This is a genomic window from Methylobacterium planeticum, assembly GCF_008806345.1.
GTDB lineage: Bacteria > Pseudomonadota > Alphaproteobacteria > Rhizobiales > Beijerinckiaceae > Methylobacterium > Methylobacterium planeticum.
In genome coordinates this window covers 127,639-146,447 of record NZ_VZZJ01000013.1, presented here as the reverse complement: position 1 = coordinate 146,447, position 18,809 = coordinate 127,639, and the positions used below count along the sequence as shown (strand labels likewise).

Here is an 18,809-nt window from a genome sequence, read left to right as displayed (position 1 = left end):
CGTACCCAGCTTGCGAAGGGGTCCCAATTGCACGCCGATCCGGGGTCCCGTTCCAAAGCTTTTTGACAGCCTTCGTGGCCAACCAGCTCAACGCGCCGCTGACGATTGGCCCGCAGGCCGACCTCGGCCAGGCCGCCGGTCTGGCCTTCTCGTCCACCCTCATCGACTTTTTGAGCGCCGAGCGTCGCCACAACATGGCGATGTCCGTCCCGGACGACCTGCCGGGCCGCACGGCGGCCCCGACGACCATACCGGTCCAGGTCGGCAGCCCGCTCTCCGTATTCGCGCTCGGCACCTACGCCGCCCTCGACCGGACGACCCAGAACCGCGCTGCCGGCAGCATCGGCAACACGTACGGCGCCGACTTCGGCGGCGTGACGGCCGGCCTGATGTACCAAGCCACCCCGAACCTCGTGCTGGGCGCGGCCTTCAACTACCTGAGCACGAGCGTCGACCTTCGCGGCACGACGAATGCCCGGATCGATCTCGACAGCTTCCAGGGCGCCGGCTTCGCCTCGCTGTCGTTTCCGAACTTCTTCGCCGATGCCGCCTTCACCTACGGCGGCAACGACTACCGGGTCGACCGGCCGGGCGTGCTCAACGACCGGCTCAGCGCCGCGCCCGGCGGCGACACGTTCACCGCCTCGGCCCGCGTCGGCTACCTGTTCGAATTCGGCACCTTCAAGGCCGGTCCCGTCGGCGAGGTCGCCTACGCCAACGTGCACGTGAACGCCTACCGCGAGAGTGGCGACCCGCTCCTGACGCTGGGCGTCCGCAGCCAGAACCTGGAGGGGCTGACGGCCGGCGGCGGCGTTCAGATCCGGACCGCGCTGCCGGCCTTCGGCGGCCTGCTGAGTCCCTTCCTCAACCTCACCGCGCAGCACGATTTCCTGGACGGCGTGCGGACGGTCGGCTCGTTCCAGACCTATGCGCCAGCCCTGCTGATCCGCACGCAGGCCGGTCGTGTGGGGGACGGCGTGTACGGCCGCGTGGCCGGCGGCTTCGACGTCGATTTGGGCAACGCATTGAGCGGGGTGGTTGCCGGCTCGACGAGCTTCGCCCGGTCAGGAGGTGACGACCACGTGGTCAGCGCCGGACTGCGCTACCGCTTCTGAACACAACCATGTACCGAGCATGCCCATCTCGGCCCGGTGCGGCCTGCCGGGCCGTTTGCACTGGCTCGAAGATCGGCCACGAGTTCGGATCCTGAAGACCCGAGGGAGCTACACGACGTGGCCGATCACGAAGAGAAGCAAAGGAAGCGGTCGAACGCCGGATTCCCCGCAGCAGCTCAACGGTCGCTTGACCAGATAGCCGCAGCGTTGGGGATGCCGACGGCCCTGATCGCTGGGACATCGTCATCGGCCGAAGACCGCTTTGGCGAGGTGAGCTTTCTCGAAGCAGCAGAGCTGCTACGGGCCTTCATACAGATCGGCGACCCACGGGCTCGGCAACGTTGCCTGGCCATCGTCCAGGAAACGGCGGGCTCCCAACGTTCCGCTCGCCGGTGACAGCGCGACCGTGCAGGAAGCGGTTCAAGGCCGAAGCGAACGCATGGAGGTCCCTCGAGGGCAAACCGTCCGCACCATCGGCTCGCGCTGGCGGACTTGGCACGCGAAGCGTCGGCTGGCCGATCTTGGGAAGCGGTACTCGGACGGGTCTGACCATGCGCTCCCGCGGACCGATCATTACGGCCATGGACGTCGGAGCTCGACGTCGTCCTCCCCAATACGTTTCCCGTTCATGACTGGCCGGGTCGGCTTCGGACGTCACGCCGCCCGGAGGCGTGCTCGGGCAGCGGGCGCGCCTCAGGTCACGCGCGCCGCCGAGGTCGCCCCGGCAGTGGGGACCTATTCATCAACGCGATGCCGGCCGCAGGCTCCGGACTTCCCGCACGGGCAACCCATCGAGCGGGGGAAGCTTGACCTTGCCGACGGCCCGACGCGCCTGTCTCATTGCCGGGCCTTGGGAATAGCGACCGAGGGTGATGCCGGTGCGCTTGTGGCCCACGATCGCCGCGATCAGCGGCTCGGGAACGTCGGCCTGCTCCGCCTTGGTGATGAACCATCGGCGGAAGCTGTGGAAGTTGACCAGGGAGCGTCGCTTGCCCGGCAGCACGTGATCGACCCCAACAAACCGCCTGTAGGCCGTGAAGGCGTTGGAGGTCTTGAACGAGCGCTCGCGGAGCGAGCCGGCCTTGCGTGGCTTAGGCCACTCCGGGAAAAGGTCGTCATCCGGTGCCTTGCCGGCCGACCGGTTGGCGACGAGCTCGACAAGGGCTGGGTGGATCGGCACGTCGCGCTCGGACCGCTCCTTCTTCTGGGGCTTGAACGTGAAGGCCCCGTCGATGCAGTGCTTGACCTTCAGGTCGACGATGGCGTCGAGCCGCGCGCCGGTGAGCGCGCCGATCGCCATGACGTCCCGCAGCTTCGGGGGCGCGGGCCCCTCCATCAGGCGACGCACCTCGTCGTCCGTGAAGGCGCGCTCTTCCTCCCGAGGGTCGACCTTCTTCCGCTTCAGCTTCAGGCCGGCCCACACGTTCGCCGCGACGAACTCGTTCTCGGCGAGGTAGGTCCAGTACACCGACAGGCGGTTCAGGTACTTCTTCTGCGTCGCCGGCTCGATCCCGCCCGCGAGCTCGCCCAGCGCCCGCTTGAACCGCAGCGCAACCGCCGGGGTGACCGCCTCCAGGGTCGCCGGCAGGCGCTCGCGCCGGCACCACTCGGTGAGGTACTGGATCGCCCGAACGTCGTCCGCCCGGGTGCGCATCGTGTTGCCAGCCTGCCCGATGAACTCGGCATGGTGCGTGGCGAGCGGCGTGGCCCGTCCGTTCGCGACGGCCACGAAGTCGGCCGCGAGGCTGGCCCTGCCAGGATCAGGCAGCGGAAAGGCCTCGCCCGTGCGCGGGTCGACAATCTCACGTGCCTCGGGCCCGACGATCTCCGCCGCCCGCTCCCGGATCGCGGCCTGGAGTTCGTCCCGTTCCTCGTCGCAGGTCACACGCCTAGACAGCTCGGCGATCTTCGTGGCCTCACGCATGATGCCTCTCGGGCTGCCCTGCGCCGCCTCGCGCTCCAGCTCGATCCGCTCCTTCAGGTCGGCGACGACCTTGAACTTGAGCCGGTTCGCCAGGCTGAGGGAGTCCGTGTCGAGGGCCTTCTTCAGCCGCGTGCCCAAGCTCTTGTGGAGCTCGCGCGGGACAGCGACCGTCACCCGCCAGCTGCCGTGATGGCGCTCCAGCCAGCGCGTGTCGTTCCGGGAATTCCTGGGCATGTCGAGTCCCCGCTGCGTACCCGTATGCGTACCCCAGGATGATACCCGCAAACCCGCTCTCTACAAGGAGATTATTGAAAGACAGTGACTTAGGCTGAAGGGGGTTCGAATCCCCTCAGCTCCACCACCAATTTTTCGGCCCGGAAAATTGATTGATGGCAGGGAGTTAACAGACCGCTTCCCGATCGATCTCCCCGGAACTCCCCAAACCCGGGTCGATTTTCTCCCCGGGCCTCGGCTGCGAGGCGTCACAAATCCGCCCCCGGAGCCCACTCGTTCGGCGAGCGCGGTTCGCCTCGCACCTTCCCGCCTTGCGCCCGTTCCCGGGTTCGGTGCCTGTCGATCGCAAGCTCGATCCACGCAGGCGGTCGGAATGCGCGTGACCTATGGGATGTGGCGGCCAAGCTTCCTGATCGACAGCTTCGAATTTCGGAGCGCGAAGAAGTCTAACACGCGGCACAGCCCCCCGCCATCCGCTTGCAACCGCTCCTTCCGGTCGGCGGTTCACGCCAGGAGGCAGAGGCGCCATTCGGAAGAGCGCCGATCTCGGCTGGAACATGCGAACCTGCGAGGCACCGACTCTCTCGGTTTCGTGCGGCCGAGCCCGGGCTCGTCGCATGCGACGACGCCGCTCTCGACCGCCGGCACTACGGGGCTGCTCGTGCTTTCCGACACGATCGACTTGGTTCGCACCGGTGCCTGGCGGTGCCGCATCCGGACGCACGGGCCCGCTTCGGCATCCGCAATTCCGCGCGGCCCTTCGCCGATGCGGTCCTCCGGACCGTGATGGGCGCGGACTCCGACATGCACCGCTTGGAACCGGCGACCTTCGCCGGCTCGCCGATCGCCGAGGCGAACGCGGAGCGGGTATCCCTGATGCTGCACGGCTCCGAGACGGATGCCTCGTCCTTCAGCGGGGAGAGCCGCGGCCGTCTGGTCGAGGCCTTCTCCGCGGCCGGCATCCCGGAGGCGTTCGGGGGGTCGTGTTCGCGGGATGATGCTGGGGTGCGCTGACGACGACGCTCCGCGCGTGCGAGGCCAGGACTCGGCGGGACGTGCTCTCCCTGTCCCCGAATTTGTGTCACAATCTGCTGGAATTATGGCCGCCCGCGAAGCGTCTGCTTCAAGCTGCAGAGCAGACTTTCGAAATGGCCCCGCGCGAGGTCGGCAATCGGTCAAGACTTCGCCCGCCGGCCGTTCGGCGACGCGCCGGCTGCAGGCTGTCGCGTGATGCGGGTTCGGCGCCGCGTTCGTCCCGCGAGCCGCCCTCAGGCCTTCGCGGTTCGTCGCGAGGGCGCGCGATGCGTCAGGGCTGCGGCCAACACGGTGACGACGGCGTCGATGCGCGCGACCCGGCGCAGATCCTCGTGCGTCAGCAGCCACAGGGCGGCGCCGAGGTCGAGATCAGCCGTCCCTGGTAGGCGGACCAGCGCGACGGACGCATCGCCGAGATAGGTGGGCAGGATCGCGACACCGAGGCCCGCAGACACGAGTTCGCGCAGGGCGACGAACGAGTCCGCCCGGGCCGCGGGCTCGACGCCGGGCAGATGCTCGCGCAACCAGCGGGCGGCGCTCGTCTCGCGCAGGGAGGCATCGAGCCCGAGCCATCGATGCTCGGGAAGCGGTGTGTCGGTCGGCTGGTCTGCCACGTAGGCGGGTGCCGCGTAGGCGGCATAGGTCACGGACCTCAGGCGGCGGCCGATCAGCCCCTCGGGTGGCGATGACGTGGGCCGCAGGGCGATGTCCGCCTCGCGGCGCGTCAGGACCGCGAAGTCGTTCGCCGTGGACACCTCGAGCCTGATACCCGGATGGGCCGCCCGCACCGCTGCGAGCGCGCCGGGCAGGATGGAGGCCATCAGCGTGTCCGTCGTCGAGAGGCGCACCGGACCCGTGAGTTGGCGGTCGTGCCCGGCCGCACGGCGCACCACGTCATGGATCGCGCTGTCGATGACCGCGAGGTCGCTAACCATCGCGTCGCCGACCGCGGTTGGCAGGTAGCCTGAGGGAAGCCGCTCGAACAGGCGCACGCCGAGCCGGGCCTCGTAGGCGCTCAAGCGACGCAGCACGGTCGTGTGGTTGACCCCCAGGGACCGCGCGGCGGCAGACAGGGAGCCAGCCCGGGCCACGGCCAGGACGATCCGTAGATCATCCCAGTCACCCCTGTGCGTTTCCGCAGATGAACTTGGCAAAATAGCCGACTCCCGGTGGCGCCGCGCACAGCCTACGTCGGAAGGGCGGGGCCGCGAAGCCCCGGGCCAAGGGCGCTGACACCGATGATCGAAACCCCGGACACCCGTGCGCTGTCGGGCATTGCGAGCCTCCCAACCTTCGATCCGGAGGGCCGCCGCCGATGACGACGCTCCTGCATGTCGAGGGCTCGCCGCGGGGTGAGGCCTCGCGCTCCACGCAGGCCGCCCGCCGCTTCATCGAGGCCCTGCAGGCGGCCGGCCCGTCCCTCTCGGTCGATCATCTCGATCTGTGGCAGACCGATCTGCCGCCGTTCGACGGCGCCGCTCTCATGGCCAAGTATGCCCGCCTGGCCGGGCGCAGCCACGATGGACCGGAGGCGACCGCCTGGGCAAGGATCGCGGCGATGGTGGAGCGCCTCGACAGGGCCGATTGCCTTCTCCTCTCCACGCCGATGTGGAACTTCTCGATCCCCTACCGGCTCAAGCACTGGATCGACCTGATCACGCAGCCGGGCCTGTCCTTCGCGTTCGACAGCGCAACGGGCTACGCGCCCCTGTTGCGGCCACGGCCGGCGATCGCGATCGTGGCGAGCGCGGGCGACTACGCGACGGGCGAGAGCCGCGGCCGGCCCGATCTCGCGACGCCCTATCTCAGGGCCGCCCTCGGCTTCATCGGACTGACCGATCTGACCATCGTTCCGGTCGGGCCGACGATCGGCCCCGGAGCCGAGGTTGCCGCCGAGCTTGCGGAGGAGCGCCTGCGGCAGCTTGCGGAGGAGTGCCTGCGGCGCTCGGCACGCGGCGGCGCGGGAGCGGGCGCATGAGCACGGGCTGGGGCTGGATCATGCTGGTCGCGTCCGGGGTCGTCGATGTCGCCTGGGCACTCGCGACCAAGAAGGCGGATGGCTTCAGGGATGCCGGCTGGACGCTGATGTCGCTTCTGCTCCTGGCGCTCTTCGTCGGGCTTCTGACGAAGGCGCTCCAGGTGCTGCCGGTGGGCACGGCCTACGCCGTCTGGACCGGGATCGGTGCGGTCGGCAGCGTCGGGGCCGGCATCCTCCTGTTCGGTGAGCCAGCCGACGCGATCCGGCTCCTGTTCGTCGTTGTGACGGTCGTGGGCATCATCGGCCTCAAGGTCGCGAGCTGACGAAGCGGAACCAACGCCTTGCCAATCCCGCCCGGCGCCCGCGGCGGGCCCTGGGTCCTCGCCCAAAAGCGGACCTCCGGTTCTCCGCGGCTTGTGGCGCTCGTCGCCCGACGACGGGGTGCGTCCGAGGTTCCCCGCTCATGGTCCGCGGCAACGGCCGATCGCCCAGCGCACGAGCTTGCGCACGTCCGGGTCGGGATCGTCGTAATCCGCTTCGAGGGCGGGCAGCGCCCGCGGATCGGCGATCTCGCCGAGCGCCGCCGCCGCTTCCTTGCGGAGGTTTCCGATCTCCGATCCGAGGGCGCGGCCGAGCACCGCGACAGCGTCCGGAGCCTTGATGCGGCCGAGCGCGTTCGCCGCCTTGATGCGCACCTGCCAGACCGGATCGTCCATGCGGGCGATCAGGGCGTCGATCGCCTCGGGCAGGCGGATCTTGGCCGAGGAGATTGCGGCCTCCTCGCGCACCTGCCAGTTCTCGTCATGGAGGCCGGCGATCAGCGTTGCGACACCCGGGCCGCCCGGACGCAGGAAGACGAGGGCCGCCATGGTGGCCCGGCGCACGCCCGCATCAGGATCGCCAGCGGTCGCGATGAGGGCGGGAAGGGCCGCCTCCGCCTTGAGGTAGCCGACGACGCCGAGTCCCTCGCGGCGTACCTCGGGTACGGGGCTGCGCAGGGCCTCGAGCGCCGCGGCGAGCGCGTCGGGGAGCACCAGTTCGCGCAAGGCCCGCAGCGCGGCGGCCTGCACGAAGGGGTCGGCATGGGCCGCGCGCGCGATGAGCAGCGGACCGCAGGCGGGCTCCTTCTTCTCGGCGAGCGTGTCGGCGGCGATGCGGCGCACCGCCGCGTCGGCGTCCTCCAGCGTGCGCACCAGGCCCTCGACCACGTCCGGCCCGTCATGCTCGTCGAGCGCCTTCGCGGCCGCGGCCCGCACGGTGGCATCGTCGTCGGCGAGGCCCTTGAGGAGCAGGACCTTAGCCTCCGGGCCGACGGCTTCGGCGAGCTCCATCATGGCCACGCGGCGGATGCCGGGATCGGGATCGGCGCAGCGCTCGGACAGGTCGCCAGGATCGTCGTCGAAGGTGTCGAACACGGGCATGGGCGGCCTCAGCGCAGCAGGTAGGGAATGTTGACCGTGACGGCGTTCGTCGGGCAATCGACCTCGCAGGGCATGCAGTACCAGCACTCGTCGTACTTCATGTAGGCCTTCTGCCGGTCCTCATCGATCGCCAGGATGTCGAGCGGGCAGACGTCGACGCAGACGCGGCAGCCCTTCTCGGCGATGCATTTCTCGTCGTCGACGACGACCGCGGCGCTCTTGGCCTGTGTGATGATCGGCATGCGAATGTCTCCGGATGTCCAGACGCGCTACTCGGCAGCGGCCGGCGTCTTGATGCGAAGCCGGTGGTAGGCGCTCATCTCCGCCTCGGCGACCGGCACGATGAAGGGGTCGACGGCGCGCTTGGCGTGGGCCATCCGGCCCTGCCCGTCCTTGAACAGCACGGTGTGGCAGTTCCAGTTGGCGTCGTCGGTCTCGGGGTGGTCGGTGCGCAGGTGGTAGAAGCCCCAGCGGCTCTCGGTGCGGTAGAGCGAGGCCGCCGCCGCCATGTCGGCGCAGTCGAGGATCGTCTGCATCTCCAGCGCCCGGAGCAGCTCGTGCGGGTCGCGGGCGCAGAGGTGGTCGAGATCCTGGCGGATCTCCGCGAAGCGGCGCTGGCCGAGCTCCATCTTGGCCGTCACCTTCGGCGGCTCGAGGTAATCGTTGACGAGGCGGCGGGTCTTGAACTCCATCTCGTGCGGGGTGAGCCCGTCCTGGCGCCGGGTGGGGGCCAGCACCCGCTCCTGCTCGGCGGCGAGGTCGCCGTCGTCGTAGTCGGCGAGGCTCGTGGCCGCGCAACGGGCGGCGGCGTCCGCGCCCGCGATGCCGCCGTTCACGAAGGCGCCCAACATGTAGTTGTGGGGCACGCTCGCCATGTCGCCGACCGCGTAGAGGCCCGGGATCGTGGTGCGGGCGTGCTCGTCGACCCAGACGCCCGAGGCCGAATGGCCGGAGCAGAAGCCGATCTCGGAGATGTGCATCTCGACCGGCCGCCTGCGGTAATTGTTGCCGCGTCGTTCATGAAATCTTCCACGCGAGGGGCGCTCGTTGGTGTGCAGGATGGTCTCGATGTCCGAGATCGTCTCCTCGCGCAGGTGGTCCATCTTGAGGAAGACCGGGCCGTTTCCGCTCTGCAATTCGCGCCAGAACTCGAGCATCATCTGGCCCGACCAGTAGTCGCACTCGATGAAGCGCTCGCCGCGGTTGTTGGCCGTGTATCCGCCGAATGGTCCGGTGACGTAGGCGCAGGAGGGGCCGTTATAGTCCTTGATCAGCGGGTTGATCTGATAGCATTCGAGGTTCGCGAGCTCGGCGCCCGCGTGGTAGGCCATGGCGTAACCGTCGCCACAATTGGCCGCGTTCTCGTAGGTGCCGAACAGGTAGCCGGAGGCCGGCAGCCCGAGGCGCCCGGCGGCGCCGCAGGCCAGCACCACCGCCTTGGCCTTCACCACCAGGAACTCGGAGGTGCGCGTATTCACCCCGACGGCGCCGGCGATGCGCCCGTCCGGACCTTTCAGCAGGCGGGTCGCCATGTAGCGGTTGGTGACGCCGACCTGCAGCCGCCGCAGCTGTCGATAGAGCACCTTCTTGACGTTGTGGCCTTCGGGCATCGGCAGCACGTAGGTCCCCATGTGGTGGACCTTGCGCATGTTGTATTCGCCGGAGCCGTCCTTCTCGAACTTGACCCCGAGCTTGTCGAGGTACTGGATCATCGGGAACGAGCCCTGCGCGTAGGCCATCACGGCCTTCTGGTTGACGATGCCGTCATTGGCGACCGTGATCTCCTTCACGTACTGCTCCGGGGTGGCGTAGCCCGGCACGACGGCGTTGTTGAGCCCGTCCATGCCCATGCTGATCGCGCCCGAGCGCTTCACGTTCGCCTTCTCCATCAGGACGACGCGGAGCTTCGGGTCGGCTTCCTTGGCCCTGATCGCGGCCATCGGGCCGCCGGTGCCGCCGCCGATCACCAGGATGTCGGCCTCGATGATCTCGGTCTTGGGTTCGGTGGCGCTCATGCGGGCCCTCGTGCGGAATGGGCGCGGGCGGCCCGCGCACGGATGGATGAGGCCGGGCTCAGGCCGCCCGGGACGTCCGCTCCGCCGCGGGACTCGTGCGGGCGAGGTCGCGCAGGTGGACGAAGGGCAGGTCGACGAAGGGCAGGTCGACGAAGGGGTAGACCCCGCGGGCATGCATCGGAACATCCCTCCTCTGTTCGTTCGGACGGATCGGATAAGGGACCCTGCGGCCCGTGCCGGATAGCAATTAGTTTCCGGCGGACCCGATGCGGGCCGGCCCCGTACCGCCTCACCTCCCTGCTCGGCCGTGATGGGCTGCACGGCGGGTTCGCCCGACGCTCACGGACCCTTCGATCCGGCCCGCGACGCCTCCTCACATGCGGCCGCGAGCGCACTCACGACGTGATCGGTGCCGGCCTGGAGGGCAGGAGGACGGGCGTCACCAGCCCCCGCGTCGTCACGAAGGCTCAACAGGGTGAGGAGGCCGAGCGGCGAGAGGATCCAGGACCAGTAGCGGGCGCGGGCGACGGCTCCGCTAGGCCGCCCCCTGCAGCGGCAGGCCGAGTGGGGTCAGGCGCGGCAGCGGGGATTGGCCGTCCCGGGGGCGCAGGAGGTCGAGACAGCGCCGCTTCAGCGCAACGAAGTCGGGATCGGTGACGAGATCGCGCCCGCGCGGACGCGGGAAGGCGAGGGGAATGTCCTCCAGGATGCGCCCGGGACGGGCCGACATCACCAGGACCCGGTCGCCGAGGAACAGCGCCTCGTCGATGTCGTGGGTCACGAAAACCACGGTGGTTGGCAGCCGCGTCCAGATGTCGAGCAGCAGTTCCTGCATCATCAGCCGCGTCTGCGCGTCGAGGGCGCCGAAGGGCTCGTCCATCAGGAGGATCCGGGGCCGGTTGATGAGCACCCGGGCGATCTCGACCCGCTGCTGCATGCCGCCCGACAACTCTGCGGGATAGCGCTCGGCGAAATCCGCGAGCCCCACCAGCGCCAGGAAGTCGCGCGCCCGGGCCAGCCGCTCGGTTCTGCCGACGCCCCGCATCTTCGGGCCGAAGGCGACGTTGTCGACCACGCGCCGCCAGGGCAGCAGCGTGTGCTGCTGGAACACGATGCCGCGCTCCGGGTGCGGCCCTGCCACGGGCTGACCGTCGAGGGCGAGGCGGCCGCGGGCGAGGCCGAGGTGGCCGGCGAGCGCACCGAGGAGCGTCGACTTCCCGCAGCCCGACGGCCCGAGCAGGCAGACGAACTGGCGCGATGGTATGGCGAGGTCGATGTCCCGCACCACCTCGAAGGCGGCGGTGCCGGTCCCGAGCCTGATCGCGGCGCCCGCGATCTCGATGCGGCCGGCGGCCGAGGTCGGGGCGGCGCTCACGCGCGGCCTCCGCGGGTCCACGGCATGGCGAGGCGACCGAGCGCGCGCACGGCGACGCTCGACCCCATCCCGAGCAGGCCGATCAGCAGCATGCCGACGACGATGTCGTCGTAGTTCTGCAAGGTATAGGATTCCCAGGTGAAGTAGCCGATCCCGTACTGGCCGGAGATCATCTCGGCGGTGACGAGGCAGAACCAGGCCGTGCCCATGCCGATCGCCGCTCCCGTGACCATGCTGGGCAGGGCGGCCGGGACCACCACCTCGCGCAGGATCGCGGCCCGGCCGGCGCCGAGGCTGCGGGCCGAGGCGACGAGGCGCGGACTCGCGGCCTCGGCGCCGTGCACGGTGTTGAGCAGGATCGGGAACAGGGCGCCCGTGAAGGTGATGAACACCATCGAGGCCTCGGAGGAGGGGAACATCAGTATCGCCAGCGGGATCCAGGCCACGGCCGGGATCGGCCGCAGCACTTCGAGGGGCGGCAGCAGCAGGTCCCCCGCCAGCCGCGAGCGGCCGATGGCGAGGCCGAGGCCGATGCCCGCGACGAGCGCCGCCAGGAAGCCGCCGAGCACCCGTGCGAGGCTCGCGCCCACATGGGCGCCGAGCTTCGGCGACTGCGCGAGCGACCAGGCCGCCCGCGCCACCTCGGCGGGCGCCGGCACGTTGCGGAAGGTGACGGGGCCGAGATCGAGCCTATGACTCGCGGCAAGGTGCCAGGCGAGGAGGCCGAGGCCGAGCGCCCCGGCCCTGGTCGCGAGGCGGCGCAGCGGCAAAGCGGAGCGCCCGGCGGCGCGCCCGAGCCGCCTGCCCTCCGCCGAGCCCGGAGGGGCCGCCAGGGCGGCGCCGGGGGCGTCGAGCGCGGCGGTGCTCATCGGGCGCTCAACCGGGCCACGCCCGCGCGGGCGGCGGCGAAATCGAGCACCTCGCCCCCGTGCGCCTTGGCGAAGGTGTCCGCATCGCCCTTGAGCAGGAAGGCGCCGAGCCGCCGCTCGGCGTCCCGCACGTACCACGCCTGGGCGGCGAACAGCTTGATGCCGCTCTGGCGGTCCTGCGCGTAGACGACCCGCGCGCTGCCGCCCCCCTGCTCCAACGCGGCGAGCGCCGTGAGCGCAGCCTCGGGCGAGGCGTAGTGGCGGACCTTGTCCTCGCCCTTCACCCAGATCTGGGCGAGGCGGGAGACATCCGTGATCGGCTGGCCGGTCGCGGCGTCGGCGGCCTTCAACGGCGCCTGGGCGTAGTCCTTCAGGCGGACCTCGTAGTCGAGGCCAGCCTGTGCGGCGGCCGCCCGGACGAAGCGGTCGTCGACGAAGCGGTCCACGTCGAGGTCGCCGTCGGCCTTCTTCAGGAGCGTCAGGGTCTCGATCGAGGTCTTCAGCGCCTGCCGATATTCTGGCTTCCAGGTGATGTCGCGGGTCTGCAGGCCGAGCGGCCCGTGGAACAGGTAGGCAACCTCCGCCTCGATCCCCGTCACGCGTTCGATCAGCTCGGCGTAGCGCTCGGGCTCCGCGGCGATCAGCCTGTCCGCCTCGATCGCGGCGCGCAGATAGGCGGTGACGATCTCGGGGTAGCGCTCCGCGTAGGCCGCGTCGACGAGGGAGCCGTGAAAGGTCGGCGCGTTCGACTGAGAGCCGTCGTAGATCTTCCGGGCGATGCCGCGCCAGGGGAACAGCTCGGCGAAGGGCACGAAGTCGGCATGCGCCTCGATCTTGTTGGCCTTCAACGCGGAGCCCGCGACCTCTGGCGCCTGGGTGATGATGGTGACGTCGCGCTCGGGATCCCACCCCTGCGCCTTCACGGCGCGCAGGAGCAGGCCGTGGGAGGTCGAGGCGAAGGGCACCGAGATGGTCTTGCCCTTCAGCTCGGCGAAGGACTGCACCGGCGAGGCCACCGGCACCACGACGCCGTTGCCGCTGCCCTTGATGCTGCCCGAGAGCACGCTGAGGAACAGGCTGCGCCGGCCGGCCTTGGCGAAAGCGGCCCCGTTCAGGGAGCCCGGGAAGTCGGCCATCGCGCCGAGGTCGAGCTTGCCGGCGACCATCTCGTTGGTGAGCGGCGCGCCGCTGGTGAAGTTGCGCCACTGGATGTCGTAGGTGGCGTCCTTGTACTGGCCGTCCCGGGGCAGGAACCTCTCGAGGAGCTTCAGCTCGCGGATCAGCAGGCCGCCGGTCGCGCAGTTGATCGTCGTGTCCTGGGTACCCACGGCGACGCGGATGGTCTCGGCCCGCGCCGTCGTCACGAGGGCGGAGGCTGCCAGGATAGCGGCGGCGAGGCGGCGAAGGGGGATCACGCGGGCGGCTCCGTCATCGGGCAAGAGGCCCCGCCTGCAGGAGGACGGCACCGGACTGTGCGTCCGCCCGACATCGGGACGGCATGAATGTTCGCCCTCGAGCCGCACCGCAAACAGCAATTAATTGCGGTTTTCCTGAAGATCGCGACTAAAACCGTACCGGCGGATCAATGCAAAAGATATGTCTCCGTTGCGCCGAAGTAGGGAGATGAAATTCTCTACTTCACGAAATGTTTGGAATGGTTCGCGTTGGTGCGGCGCGCAGGGTTGCGGGCTGATCTCCCGATCCCGGACCTGCGTCCCATGCCGCTCGCACTCGCTACCCTGCCGCCGGCCTACGGGTCCTTCAAGCTTCGCGCGCGAGCTCGGCGGTGATGTGCTTCACGGACGGAGTGATGAGTGCGACGAACTGCGCCTCCCGCAGGCGCCGGAAGGGCTCGGAGCCCGCTTGGTAGCCGCGAGCGCCGAACTGGAGCATCGCGGCTTGCGCCGCCTCGAGCGCCAACCAGGAAATGTCGAGGCGCAGCCGCAGGACGTCGAGGAAGGTCGTGCGATCCGCGTTGGCGTGCCGCTCCGCCAGGGATGCGATCCGCGCGTGCAACGCCGCTGCCCGTTCCCCGATGGCCTCCGGCCCGAATGGCAGGGCGGCCGCCTGCTGCCGGCCGCGGCCGTCCGCCCGCATCAGCGTCCCGACGCCGCGCGCGAGCCCGAGGCCCATGCCGGCCTGCAAGAGCACGAAGCCGTTGCGGATGCGCGGGACGAAAGACGCGGCCTCGGGTGCGATCACGTCCGCATCGGGCACGAAGGCGTCGCGCATCAACACCGTGTAGGTGCCGGTACCCTCCAGCGCCACGAAGCGCGTGTTGGCGGCGAGACCCACCGCTTCGGTGCCGGCGGTAAGGATCGCCATGATCCGGCTGCCGTCCTCAAGGGCGAAGATCGCCGCGAAGCGATGGCCGGCCGCGAGGTTCGAGACCCAGGGAAGCCGCCCCCGCACCCGGTAGCCGCCGGGCACACGCGTGCCGGAGAGCGCCAGCGGCTCGATCCCCGAGAAGGCCTTCATCGGGTTCGACAAGCCGGTTCCGCCGAGCTGAACCCCGCTCGCGACGGCCGCGACCTGACCTGCCAGTCCCATTGCCTCGCTGCGGGCGAGGTACCAGACCAACGCGTCCTGGCACCACACGCAGAAGGCGGTGGAGAGACAGGCGGTCGCGACCTCGCTCATCGCGTCGACAGCCCGCACGAGGCCCGCCGCCGAGCCGTCGACGTGGTGCGCGAAGGCGCCCGCCGAGCCCAGCGCGCGCAGCACCGTCTCCGGGTAAAGGCCCCTGTCAATCGCGCCAACCTGAGGCTGCAGATCGGTCCGCACGATCCCCGCGACGTCGAGGCCCGGCTCGGGTCCGAGCGAGAGGGCTGCGAGCGCGTCGCGGTCGATGGTCTCGAAGGTCTGGACGATCTCGCGGGTGGCGGAAGCGGTCATGGGAATTCCTCAGGTTGCTCGTTCATGACCCGCAGCCAGAACTGGCTCCCTCGTTCTGCTCCAGCCACAGGCCGAGGATCTCCTGAGGGCCCTCTCCTGGGGGCCCGGCGCGCACGCCGAGCGCGATGTGGACGGCCTTGTTGCTCAAAAGACCTCCTCACCATCGTTTCCCCATCATGAAAGCGGCGACGGGACGTTCAGAGCTGGTCGACCAACATCACCTTCAATGCCGCGCATCGTCCTTTGAGGACGATCCGCTGCAGGGCCGGTACGTCGACCTGTGCCGCCTCGTAGACCGCTTCCGACACAAGTGCGACGCAGCCCAGCGACTTGGTCATGCCCTCCAGGCGAGACGCCACGTTGACGGTGTCGCCGAGTGCGGCGAAGCGAGTATCGGCGTGGTCACCCATCTCGCCGACGATTGCCATGCCCGCATGCAGGCCGATGCCGTAGCGCAGTGTCTGGCCGAGATCGGCGGCAAGCAGGCGGTTCAGCCCAGCGACATGCTCGGAGATGAAATCAACGGCTTGCAACGCCTGCCGGGCGCCCGACACTCGGTCTGTCTGCAATCCAAACAGTGCGAGCATCCCGTCGCCCAGCAACTGGTTGACCGATCCGCCTGCCTCTCGCACGGCATCGCCGACGGTGCCGAGGAACCGGTTGATGATGAACACGGTGTCGTAAGGCAATCGCTCCTCCGCGAGTTGCGTCGATCCCCGCAGGTCGACGAACATGGCAACGATGAAGCGCTCCTCGCTGGATTGTGCGGGCTCCGCTCTCCGTGCCTGCGGCCGTCGCGGCGGGAACAGAGGCGTTACGGCCAGATCGCGGATCGGTTTCAACTGGCACGCCAGCCGAATTCCGGGAGTCGCTCCGATGCGGTTGAGAACGGCCAGTTCGGCCTTCGAGGGAGCGGGTAGGCTGCGTACGCCATCTCCGTCGCAAACCCGGACCCGGCAGGTCGAACAGCGCCCGCGTCCGCCGCAGACGCTGGCGTGCGGGATGTTGTGACGCTGGCTCGCTTCCAAAACGCTCGTGCCGCGCGGGACCCTGACGACGCGCCCACCGGGATAGTTGATGCGGATCGTGCCGTGCCGCATCTCGGTCAGCGTGCGCAGGCCTCGGGCAATGACCACTATGGCAATCGCCAGGGCATAGCTCGTCAGCAATGCATCGCGGATCGTTCTCAAGCGAGCAGCCTGCTCTGGCAGACCGACATGGATCGGCTTGAGGGCGTCCGCTCTCCAAGCCGGATCCTGCGCCAGCACCGCAATGCTGCGACCGCCTTGAACGAAGCCGAGCAGTGCCAGAACCGGCACGAGGACGGCTCCTGCGAGCAGCCAGGGGCCAGCCGCCGAGAACCGTGGCTTCAGCCGCAACCAGAAGAACAATCCAAGGCATCCATGCACCCAAGCGAGGATGAGGAGCGCAGCCTGCATCACCCCGTTCTGTGGCGAGGCAACCCAGAAGACGTAGAGTTGCTGCGCGTACCCCTTCTCGAGCCCTTCGGTGCTGAAGGCGATGCGTGTCGCGACGATGTGATTGATGAGCAGGAGCGGAACTGCCAGTCCCAGGACCAGCTGGGCGACGTCCGAGCCTCGCCATCGGAAGTAGCGTCGCTCGTAGAGCGCATAGAGACCGAGCAGGAGGTGGCCGGTCAGAGCGATGTAGAGCACCGGAAGGCAGACTGGGTTCAGCCAGATCGCCGAGGCCACGGCCAGGCCAGCATCCAGCGCAGCCAGCGAGATGTTGCCCAGCGCGTGATTGAGCAGATGCGTAAGCACGTAGCCGAACAGAACGAGTCCGGTGCCAAGCCGGACCTGACGCAGGGTCATTTCTCGCGCAACCTTCCCGATCGACGTTTCGACGTGGCCGAACCGCACGACGTGGCGTCGGCGCTCAAGCCAGGATCCGATGAGACTTCAGCGCGGGGAGCCTTCTGCGAAGTCGTCCTGGAATTCCTTCAGCTCGACCGCATTGAGGTCGGAGACCGCCCAGAATGTCAGCCCGGCCTGCTGCCAGCCCAGGATGTTGTAGCCTTCCCTGGCGGACGCCCGCGGTCGCCGGCCGTCGGACGGCCACATGAACAGATTGATCACGTGCTTGCGCCGCCTGTAGATCAGCGAAGCCACGACACGGTTCTCGATGTAGTCGAGGCGGCCGCCGACCAGGGTGAACCCCCGATCGTCGAGGTCGACGACCGGAGGCGAGAAGTCGGTCTTTCCGGAAAACCACGGTTTCACCGTGTGCTGGTCGGAAGTCGGGACATCGGTCAGGTGATCCGCCAGGAGCGAGCGCACGTGCCCCGAGACGAGCTGGCTCGACAGGTCCGGCCCCTCGTCGGGCCGCGTGACCAGGATGGCGAGCGCGAGGCTCGCGGCGAGTGCGACGCCTGCGGGCAAGCCGCTCCATCGGTTCGCCGCGGCGCGCAGGCGCGCGGCCCATCGGTTAGGGGCCGGCTTCACCGCCGGCACGGCCCCGCTCTCGCGCGCAACACGCCCCGCCTCGTCCGCCAGGGTCGCGAGGATCCGCGCGCGCAACGCGTCGGGCGCGCGCCAGGCAACTCCGTCGCGGGCGAGGTGCGCGCGCAACGCGCGCAGGCGGTCGAGTTCGGCGGCGCAGGCGGGGCATTGCGCGACATGGACCTCGCACCGCAGGCTGTTGACCGCGTCGAGCTCTCCGTCGAGGAGCGCGTTCAGGGACGTCGCCTCTTGGCCGCAGGGCCCTGCAGGTTCGCCGGTCATGGCCGGTCCCCGCAATCCTGGCGGCGCCACGCAGCGCCCAGCATCTGGCGCGCCCGGGCAAGGCGCGACATCACCGTGCCGATCGGCGTGGCGGTGATCTCCGCGATCTGCCGATAGGACAGGTCATCGAACTCGCGCAGCACGAGGACCTCGCGGAAGGCTTCCGGCAACGCCGCGATCAGGCGGCGGATCACGCTGGCCTCGCTGTCGCGCAGGAGCACGGTCTCCGGCGTGCCCTCGTCGGGATCCGACATCTCGAGGGCTTCGGCCTCCGCATCTCGTTCAGGCCGCGCGGCCGCGAGGGGCTCCGAGAGTGCCCGGACCCTGGCGCGCTCGTTCGCCCAGCTTCGCGCGCAGTTTCGCACGATCGCGAGGAGCCACGCCCGAGGGTCACCGCCGCGGAACCCGTCGAAAGCCCGGAAGGCGCGCAGGAACGCCTCCTGCACGATGTCGTCCGCGGCGTCCGCGTCCCGGGTGAGGAAGCGCGCGAGGTTGTAGGCCGCGTCGAGATGCGGGAGTACGACGTCGTGGAACGCGGTGCCGGCGTGCGAGGGCGCGGGAGCGCTGAGCGATCCAGGGTCGCGTCGCCGCCCCGCTCCCGCGGCGGGGGACAGCGGTTCGGTCCGAACCGAGGCCGCCACCACGAGCACGCATCGTGGAACCGCAAGGTGCGCGCGGGCCGCCGCGATCCAGGCGTGGGTGCGACCGGCGGAGAACGCCATCGGCCACGTTCGAGCAACGCTGAGCCTGCCCGTCGTCATGAGATTCCTCCCGCGCGCGTCGTCGCCTGTCGCGCCGCTCTGCCGGGTCAGTCCGTCGGCTTCGTCACCACGACCTTCCCGGTCATGTGCGGGTGCAGGGAGCAGAAGTAAGCGTATTCGCCCGCCGTTTCGAAGGTGAAGCTGTAGCGGTCGTCCGTATCGAGCGTCTTCGAACGGAAGAGCTTGTTCTGCGCCACCACCGTATGCGGGATGTCGTCGCCGTTGACCCAAGTCACGGTTGTCCCCGGCGCGACCGTAAGGGTCTCCGGACCGAAGGTGAAGTTGTCGATGCGGATGATGGCCGGATCGGTACCGGTCCGTTCGGATGCCAGGGCCCCCTGTCCTGTCGCCAGTGTCAGGATCGGCACGGTGACGGCAGCGGCGAGCCAACGGGGGGAACGGCGCGGCAATGGGTGCGGTGTGGACATGGAATGGTCCTGATC

General features: G+C 69.4%; 18 protein-coding genes and 1 pseudogene. 5 read left to right on the top strand and 14 right to left on the bottom strand.

Features of this window, described 5'->3' with window-relative positions; genetic code table 11:
• Nucleotides 1–74 precede the first annotated feature (74 nt).
• Entirely contained in the window at nt 75–1,115 is a 1,041-nt protein-coding gene (locus F6X51_RS16170) for an autotransporter outer membrane beta-barrel domain-containing protein (protein WP_150964701.1), read from the top strand.
• Nucleotides 1,116–1,232: 117 nt separating this feature from the next.
• Complete coding sequence (locus F6X51_RS16165) at nt 1,233–1,511, top strand: hypothetical protein (RefSeq protein ID WP_150964700.1); 279 nt, start codon at nt 1,233–1,235, stop codon at nt 1,509–1,511.
• Nucleotides 1,512–1,857: 346 nt separating this feature from the next.
• Here the strand turns inward: F6X51_RS16165 and F6X51_RS16160 are convergent, their stop codons facing one another.
• The gene (locus tag F6X51_RS16160) at nt 1,858–3,273 is read right to left on the bottom strand and encodes a tyrosine-type recombinase/integrase (protein ID WP_150964699.1); all 1,416 of its coding nucleotides are present in this window, start codon (nt 3,271–3,273) and stop codon (nt 1,858–1,860) included.
• Nucleotides 3,274–4,077: 804 nt separating this feature from the next.
• Between F6X51_RS16160 and F6X51_RS16155 the strand changes: the two genes are divergently transcribed.
• Nucleotides 4,078–4,287, top strand: a complete 210-nt coding sequence (locus F6X51_RS16155; RefSeq protein ID WP_150964698.1) for a hypothetical protein — start codon at nt 4,078–4,080, stop codon at nt 4,285–4,287.
• A gap of 254 nt (nt 4,288–4,541) precedes the next feature.
• Here the strand turns inward: F6X51_RS16155 and F6X51_RS16150 are convergent, their stop codons facing one another.
• Nucleotides 4,542–5,462, bottom strand: a complete 921-nt coding sequence (locus F6X51_RS16150) for a LysR family transcriptional regulator (protein ID WP_150964697.1) — start codon at nt 5,460–5,462, stop codon at nt 4,542–4,544.
• Between the two features lie 161 nt (nt 5,463–5,623).
• Between F6X51_RS16150 and F6X51_RS16145 the strand changes: the two genes are divergently transcribed.
• Entirely contained in the window at nt 5,624–6,286 is a 663-nt protein-coding gene (locus F6X51_RS16145) for an FMN-dependent NADH-azoreductase (protein WP_150964696.1), read from the top strand.
• Entirely contained in the window at nt 6,283–6,609 is a 327-nt protein-coding gene (locus tag F6X51_RS16140) for a DMT family transporter (protein WP_150964695.1), read from the top strand. Before F6X51_RS16145 ends, F6X51_RS16140 begins: the two co-directional genes overlap by 4 nt.
• Nucleotides 6,610–6,747: 138 nt before the next feature.
• On the opposite strand, the gene F6X51_RS16135 is transcribed toward F6X51_RS16140, so the two are convergent.
• From F6X51_RS16135 to F6X51_RS16080, 12 genes and pseudogenes are all read right to left on the bottom strand, one after another.
• A complete protein-coding gene (locus F6X51_RS16135; RefSeq protein WP_150964694.1) occupies nt 6,748–7,707 on the bottom strand; it encodes a HEAT repeat domain-containing protein in 960 nt (319 codons plus the stop codon).
• Between the two features lie 8 nt (nt 7,708–7,715).
• Entirely contained in the window at nt 7,716–7,949 is a 234-nt protein-coding gene (locus F6X51_RS16130) for a 4Fe-4S dicluster domain-containing protein (RefSeq protein ID WP_150964693.1), read from the bottom strand.
• A 27-nt stretch (nt 7,950–7,976) separates the two neighbouring features.
• Entirely contained in the window at nt 7,977–9,722 is a 1,746-nt protein-coding gene (locus tag F6X51_RS16125) for a fumarate reductase/succinate dehydrogenase flavoprotein subunit (RefSeq protein WP_150964692.1), read from the bottom strand.
• Nucleotides 9,723–10,257: 535 nt separating this feature from the next.
• Nucleotides 10,258–11,097 carry an ABC transporter ATP-binding protein gene (locus tag F6X51_RS16120; protein WP_246696835.1) on the bottom strand — a complete coding sequence of 280 codons (840 nt, stop codon included), beginning with the start codon at nt 11,095–11,097 and terminating at the stop codon, nt 10,258–10,260.
• A complete protein-coding gene (locus F6X51_RS16115) occupies nt 11,094–11,966 on the bottom strand; it encodes an ABC transporter permease (protein ID WP_150964690.1) in 873 nt (290 codons plus the stop codon). The genes F6X51_RS16120 and F6X51_RS16115 overlap by 4 nt, the downstream gene beginning before the upstream one ends.
• Nucleotides 11,963–13,378, bottom strand: coding sequence for an ABC transporter substrate-binding protein (locus tag F6X51_RS16110; protein WP_150964715.1), 1,416 nt, complete (start codon nt 13,376–13,378; stop codon nt 11,963–11,965). Before F6X51_RS16110 ends, F6X51_RS16115 begins: the two co-directional genes overlap by 4 nt.
• 349 nt (nt 13,379–13,727) lie before the next feature.
• Nucleotides 13,728–14,861 carry an acyl-CoA dehydrogenase family protein gene (locus tag F6X51_RS16105; protein ID WP_246696834.1) on the bottom strand — a complete coding sequence of 378 codons (1,134 nt, stop codon included), beginning with the start codon at nt 14,859–14,861 and terminating at the stop codon, nt 13,728–13,730.
• Between the two features lie 17 nt (nt 14,862–14,878).
• Nucleotides 14,879–15,015 (bottom strand): annotated as a pseudogene (locus F6X51_RS16100) (transposase); the annotation flags it as partial.
• A 43-nt stretch (nt 15,016–15,058) separates the two neighbouring features.
• Nucleotides 15,059–16,696, bottom strand: coding sequence for an adenylate/guanylate cyclase domain-containing protein (locus F6X51_RS16095; protein WP_150964689.1), 1,638 nt, complete (start codon nt 16,694–16,696; stop codon nt 15,059–15,061).
• 87 nt (nt 16,697–16,783) lie between these two features.
• Complete coding sequence (locus F6X51_RS16090; protein ID WP_150964688.1) at nt 16,784–17,605, bottom strand: anti-sigma factor family protein; 822 nt, start codon at nt 17,603–17,605, stop codon at nt 16,784–16,786.
• Entirely contained in the window at nt 17,602–18,327 is a 726-nt protein-coding gene (locus F6X51_RS16085; RefSeq protein ID WP_150964713.1) for a sigma-70 family RNA polymerase sigma factor, read from the bottom strand. Before F6X51_RS16085 ends, F6X51_RS16090 begins: the two co-directional genes overlap by 4 nt.
• A gap of 86 nt (nt 18,328–18,413) precedes the next feature.
• Nucleotides 18,414–18,794: a cupredoxin domain-containing protein gene (locus tag F6X51_RS16080; RefSeq protein WP_150964687.1), complete on the bottom strand. Its 381-nt coding sequence runs from the start codon at nt 18,792–18,794 to the stop codon at nt 18,414–18,416.
• Between the last annotated feature and the right edge of the window lie 15 nt (nt 18,795–18,809).